Source organism: Arthrobacter sp. 10T413_2 (assembly GCF_056394205.1).
Genome location: NZ_JBFTHK010000237.1, coordinates 1 through 5,355, shown reverse-complemented (window position 1 = coordinate 5,355; position 5,355 = coordinate 1). Strand labels below are relative to the sequence as shown.

The following is a 5,355-nucleotide window of genomic DNA, read 5'->3' as shown; positions in this document are numbered from 1 at the left end:
GTCAATCAATCAGTTCAATTATTGCCTGGATCAGTTGCTGGAAACGGATTCCCGTGCCTGCTGCCAGGCGGCCCATCCGGCGTAGCTGCCGTCGAGTTCGACTACGTCGTACCCGGCACGGCGCAGCGCGCTGGCCGCGACGGAGTTGCGGACGCCGCTCTGGCAGTAGCTGACGATGGTGCCTTCGGCGGGGAGCTGGTCCAGGTTCCACATCACGCGKCCGCCGCTGAGCTGGTGGGAGCCGGGGATGTGTCCGGCAGCGTGCTCGGTGCGGTTGCGGACGTCCAGGACCATCGCGGCGTCGAAGCCGTCCAGTTCTTCAGGCTGGATCAGCTGGGGGGTGCTGGCGGGCAGTCCCTCGACGCTGGTGACGTAGCCGGCGACCTTGTCGATGCCGACCCGGACCAGGTGGTCCCACATCTCCTGCGCGGCGGCCTGGGTGGGGGCCAGGAGCACGAGGGGGTTGGTGTCGGTTTCAGGGTTGACCACCCAGGCGCCGAAGCTGGCCGTGGACTTCCCCGCCGGGATGTTCAGGGACCGGGCGACGGTGCCTTCGTGGACCTCGGCATTGGAGCGGGTGTCCACAAACGTCACGGTGTCGCTGGCGAGGTCGYGGATGACGTCGGCGGTGGCGAGTTCGGTCAGGGGAGTACGCTCGCCCATGACGGCCKGGCCCTCACGGTTTTCCCGCTTCATCCGGCCGAAGTAGGCGTGGGCGTCGGGCTGGCCGTCGAGGAGTTCGGCGACGAAGCCTTCCTCGTCATTGGCGGCCAAGTAGGGGCCCCACCAGGAGTAGAGGCGTTCGTAGCCGACCGTGGAGGAGGGGATGGCGCCCAGGGCCTTGCCGCACGCGCTGCCGGCGCCGTGGCCGGGGTGGACCTGGACGTGGTCCGGAAGGGTCAGGAACTTATCGCGCAGGCTCGCGAAGAGCTGCCGGGCACCGGCGAAGCGGGTGTCGACGCCGCCGGCGGCCTCGTCCAGCAGGTCCGGTCGTCCGAGGTCACCGGAGAAGACGAAGTCACCGGAGAGCAGGTAGCCGGGGGTGTCGGCGAACGCGCCGTCGGTGATCAGGAATGAAAGGTGCTCCGGGGTGTGGCCCGGGGTGTGCAGAGCCTTGACCGTGATGTTGCCAAKGGTGATCGAGTCGTTGTCGTTCAGCCGCTMGGCCTCGAACCCGTACTGCCAGTCGGCGCCGCCCTCGCCGGAAACGTACGCGGTGGCGCCTGTTGCGGCAGCCAGTTCACGGGTGCCGGAGAGGAAGTCTGCGTGAATGTGGGTTTCGGTGACGGCAACAATCTTCATCCCGTTGGCGGCCGCGAGGTTGCGGTAGACGTCGATATCGCGGCGGGGGTCAACGACGACCGCCTCACCCTTTGCCTGGCAGCCGATGAAGTAGCTGGCCTGGGCGAGGTCTTCGTCGTAAATACGCTCGATAAGCATGGTGCTCTCTTTCGTTGGGCGGTGGGGGAGTTTCCGGGAGGGGATCCTCCATCGGTCTACTCACAACAATAATACCCCCGGGGGTATCTTGCAAGCTCGTCCACAACGGGCCAGGTGCTGACTTCCCGCCGCTAGCCGTTATACCCTCCGKGGTATAGAATTGGCAAAGTATCCACCCACCTTTGGAGCCCGCCATGGAACTTGATTCGACAGAACTCACCCCGATCATCAACCGGCTCAAGCGAGCCCAGGGACAGCTTGCCGGCGTTACGCGCATGCTCGAGGAGGGGAAGGACTGCAAAGACATCGTCACCCAGCTTGCAGCTGTCTCGAAAGCTTTGGACCGGGCAGGGTTCGCCATCATCGCCAGCGGCCTTGAGCAGTGCCTTGTCCGCGGGGATGCGAGCATGGACACCAAGGACCTGGAAAAACTTTTCCTCTCTCTCGCCTGAGACCACCGACCATCCGTGCAGGAGCAGCCATGAGCTATACGAATACCGTCACCGTCCCGCTCAACTGGGAGGAATCGGTGCAACGCACGCGCGATGCCCTCGCCGGGCAGGGATTCGGCATTCTCTCGGAGATCAATGTCCGTGCCACCTTCGAGGCCAAGCTYGGCGCCGCTGCCGCCGAGGAACTCGGTGACTACGTGATCCTGGGCGCCTGCAACCCGGCCCTGGCCAGCCGGGCCCTCTCCGCGGAACCGGCCATGGGCGCCCTGCTGCCCTGCAACGTCGTTGTCCGCCGGGGCAAGGATGCCGTCGAGACAACCATCCAGGCCATCGACCCGCAAACCATGGTCAAGCTCAGCGACAGCCCGGCCGTCCGGGACGTAGCMAACGACGCCGACACCCGACTCCGCGCCGCCCTTGACACGCTTCGCGGCTCCGGCGCGGCTTAGCGCTGAAATCTTGGCAGTGTGAAATTCAGCCGCCCTGAGTTTCTACCAGCCCAGAGGCGGGATATTAATGCGGCGTTGATGGGAGGCGCGCCGCGCAGGCAACGCCGGCGGCGATCTGGGCCGCACTCAGTGCCCGCGTGATGCCGGGATGGTCCGCGAACCAGCGCATGTACGCTCGCCAAGGCTTGGGGCCCAGATCCCACCGGGTTGAGTGCTGGACCGGAAACAACACACCGAGGACACCGTCGCCGATGGCAAACATGGCCACGGATTCCGCAACGACTACACGCATGAGAAACCTCCAGGAGTKGGGCAGCAGGTGACCCAGCGKGCACCCGGGGCGGCGTCAAGCATAAATGTCACGCCATTGATGCTCGCCGGTTGGGTTCTTGGCGCCAAGGGCTTAAGGTCCCGGTCGCGCAGGATTCCCACCGGATGCAGACGGCACACTGACGTTCGTGGGGTTAGTCCCGGCGGCCGGAACTCCCCCTCCCGGGGACTTCGCGGCGCTTCACKACGCTCCTGGGCGGTCCGGAAGCCGAAGAGTCAATTGCCTGGCGTGGAAGTCGAAATGCAACGTGGGGTAGGCATAGACGGCGTTGAGCGTCATCCGCGGCTTGAAGAACGGGTCCCACCTCTCGGGGAACGCCATGGAGCGCACGAGTGATCTGGAACTCTCGTGTTCGAGTCGGCGGCTCAGGGCAGCGATAGTTCTGTCGAGCTTTCTGCCCATCCTTTCCCTGTTGTAGACCAGCGCGGCGGCGCGGGATCCCCAGTAGTTCACGGCGTCGAACGGGCGCGTTCCGGCGTTCAGGACGGCGGCGAATGCCTTGCCCGCCGGTGGTGGGAGGCGGCTGACAGCGTGCACCAGGGGAAGCAGAACGCGGACAACCATGTAGCCGAAGACCATGTGGAAGAGCAGTTCTTCATTGGTCCACTTCGTGCCGTCGCTCGCGCGGCGAAGATCCGCAGCCGTTGCGCCCGCCAGCCAGGCGCGGAGCTCGCCGCGGGCACGGCCATACCCGGCGAGGATCTCTTCCTTCGATGGCTCCATGCCGTGCCCTTCGCGGTCTCAGGTCCACTATCGGCCGCAGCCTTGTGGTCTGGCTGCCTTCATTATGCACTGGCCGCCAAGAGGGTTAGGGGCGTGGGAATCGCTGGGATGGCGCCGTTGTCAGGTTATGGGCGGGAGTTGATGCCACGGAGTGCGTTGCGCAAGGACTCGGCTGAGGGGAGTCCCGCCGCGCTGTGCCCGGTGAGGTACAGTCGGCAGCTTAGGGCCGGTGCGGATTCCGCCGGAAACAGGTCGCGTCCTTCCGCCGGAAACAGGTCGCGTCCTTCCGCGATGAAGGACGGGGAGCCGCGGAACTGGAGTTCCTTCGCCTCGCGCTCGGAGGCTACCTCATGGACGGTCAGGGAGTCCGCGGCCCTCCCTTCTGCGGCCAGAACCTCACGAAACAGCTTCAATGCCGGGCCGCTGTTCGGGCAGCCCGGGATGGTGCGCAGTTCGAAGTCCATGGCTCAGGCGTCCCGACGTTCGAGACCTAGCTGGCGGGGTCGTATTGGAATGCGCGCACCTCCTGCGCGCAACGGCAGGCGGCCGCGATCTTGCCCGCCCACTTCAAGGCGGCATCGTACGAGGGCAGCTCCAGTACCGAGTAGCCGCCTTCGAGCTGCGTCGTCTGCGGGTAGGTGCCCTCACGCACGGTCCCTTCGCCGTCGACCATGACGGGAGGGATGCTCTCATCGATGCCGCCGCCGAACACCCAGACCCCGGCGTCCTTCGCCTCCTGAACGACCGCGTGCGCCGCATCCGAAACGGCCTGCAGGTCTTCGTCAGGGAAGACCATCGCGGCACTCGGAAACGAGATCAGATACTTGGTCATCGCGTCGACTCCTTCTTCGCGGCACGGGGGATCGCTTCATCCTCGCCGATGCCATCATGCCGCGCAAGATCTCGGCGGTCCCGCGGATTCCGGTGCCCGCTCACGGAAGCGACTTGATGCCTGGATCGCCCTCAGTCGTGATGACGTGGTCCGAAGCGCGCATCCGCACCGCGACGAGGATCCCGGACAGTGCGGTGAGGGCGCCGACGACGGCAACTGCTGCCGGGATGCCGAAGGCGTCCGCGAGGATGCCGGCCAGGAGGGCGCCGACGGCGAAACCGCCGTCGCGCCAGAGCCGGTAGATGCCCACCGAGCGTGCCCGCCATTCCGGGTGCGCGACGTCGCCGATGGCCGCCAGCAGGGTGGGGTAGACCATGGCGGTTCCCAGGCCCAGGAGGATGGCAGCGGCAAGCCAGATCCCGAAACCGGTTCCGAAGGCCACCATGCCCAGCGCTACGGCCTGGACAAGCATGCCGCCKACGATCAGCCATTTCCGCCCGTATCGGTCCGACATCGCTCCGGTGACGAGTTGCGCGGCTCCCCAGACGGCGGGATATACGGCGGCGAGGATGCCGATCTTTTCGATGCTCAGCCCCGCTGCGGCGAAAAGGAGCGGGAACAGGCCCCAGGCGAGGCCGTCGTTGAGGTTGTTGACCATGCCGGCCTGGCTGACCGAGGACAGGGACTTGTCCCGGAAACTGGTGAGGGTAAAGATCTCCCRGTTGCTCAGTTCCCCGTGGGCGCCGKCGTGGGCCGCCATGTGGCTGGCGGCCTCAAGCCTGGCGTGGCCGCGGGTCTCCTTCACCGCGAACACGGACAGGCCCAGGCCCAGCGCGATGTAGGCGGCACCGAGCAGGAACGGTCCGGGCCGCAGCCCGTAGCTCGCGGCGATGTAGCCGGTAGCCAGCGCGGTGCCGGCGACACCGAGGTAGCCGGCGGCCTCGTTCAGGCCCATGGCCAGGCCGCGCCGGGACGGGCCGACGAGGTCCATTTTCATCACCACGGTGGTGGACCACGTCAGGCCCTGGCTGATGCCGAGGATCACGTTGGCAGCGACGATCCAGCCCCAGGAAGGTCCGAAGATCAGCAGCAGCGGCACGGGCACGGCAGCAGCGGCACGGGCACGGC

At 66.4% G+C, this 5,355-nt stretch carries 8 protein-coding genes; 2 read left to right on the top strand and 6 right to left on the bottom strand.

Annotation, left to right across the window (positions count from 1 at the left end; genetic code table 11):
• Positions 1–30: 30 nt before the first annotated feature.
• Complete coding sequence (locus AC1DBQ_RS21410; RefSeq protein WP_476930429.1) at positions 31–1,440, bottom strand: MBL fold metallo-hydrolase; 1,410 nt, start codon at positions 1,438–1,440, stop codon at positions 31–33.
• 194 nt (positions 1,441–1,634) lie between these two features.
• Here AC1DBQ_RS21410 and AC1DBQ_RS21405 point away from each other — a divergent pair, with 194 nt between their 5' ends.
• Positions 1,635–1,892, top strand: coding sequence for a metal-sensitive transcriptional regulator (locus AC1DBQ_RS21405; RefSeq protein ID WP_120950571.1), 258 nt, complete (start codon positions 1,635–1,637; stop codon positions 1,890–1,892).
• Positions 1,893–1,921: 29 nt separating this feature from the next.
• The gene (locus tag AC1DBQ_RS21400; protein ID WP_476930428.1) at positions 1,922–2,341 is read left to right on the top strand and encodes a DUF302 domain-containing protein; all 420 of its coding nucleotides are present in this window, start codon (positions 1,922–1,924) and stop codon (positions 2,339–2,341) included.
• Between the two features lie 64 nt (positions 2,342–2,405).
• Here the strand turns inward: AC1DBQ_RS21400 and AC1DBQ_RS21395 are convergent, their stop codons facing one another.
• The 5 genes from AC1DBQ_RS21395 to AC1DBQ_RS21375 form a co-directional block, all read right to left on the bottom strand.
• On the bottom strand, positions 2,406–2,633 hold the full coding sequence (locus AC1DBQ_RS21395) for a hypothetical protein (protein ID WP_476930427.1): 228 nt from the start codon (positions 2,631–2,633) through the stop codon (positions 2,406–2,408).
• Positions 2,634–2,852: 219 nt separating this feature from the next.
• Positions 2,853–3,395 carry a DinB family protein gene (locus tag AC1DBQ_RS21390; RefSeq protein WP_476930426.1) on the bottom strand — a complete coding sequence of 181 codons (543 nt, stop codon included), beginning with the start codon at positions 3,393–3,395 and terminating at the stop codon, positions 2,853–2,855.
• A gap of 125 nt (positions 3,396–3,520) precedes the next feature.
• Positions 3,521–3,859, bottom strand: a complete 339-nt coding sequence (locus AC1DBQ_RS21385) for a hypothetical protein (protein WP_476930425.1) — start codon at positions 3,857–3,859, stop codon at positions 3,521–3,523.
• 26 nt (positions 3,860–3,885) lie between these two features.
• Positions 3,886–4,227 (bottom strand): YciI family protein, encoded by a 342-nt coding sequence (locus tag AC1DBQ_RS21380; protein ID WP_476930424.1) that lies wholly within the window; start codon positions 4,225–4,227, stop codon positions 3,886–3,888.
• A gap of 100 nt (positions 4,228–4,327) precedes the next feature.
• Positions 4,328–5,355: MFS transporter (locus AC1DBQ_RS21375; protein WP_476930423.1), on the bottom strand; the 1,028-nt coding region annotated here is incomplete at its 5' end.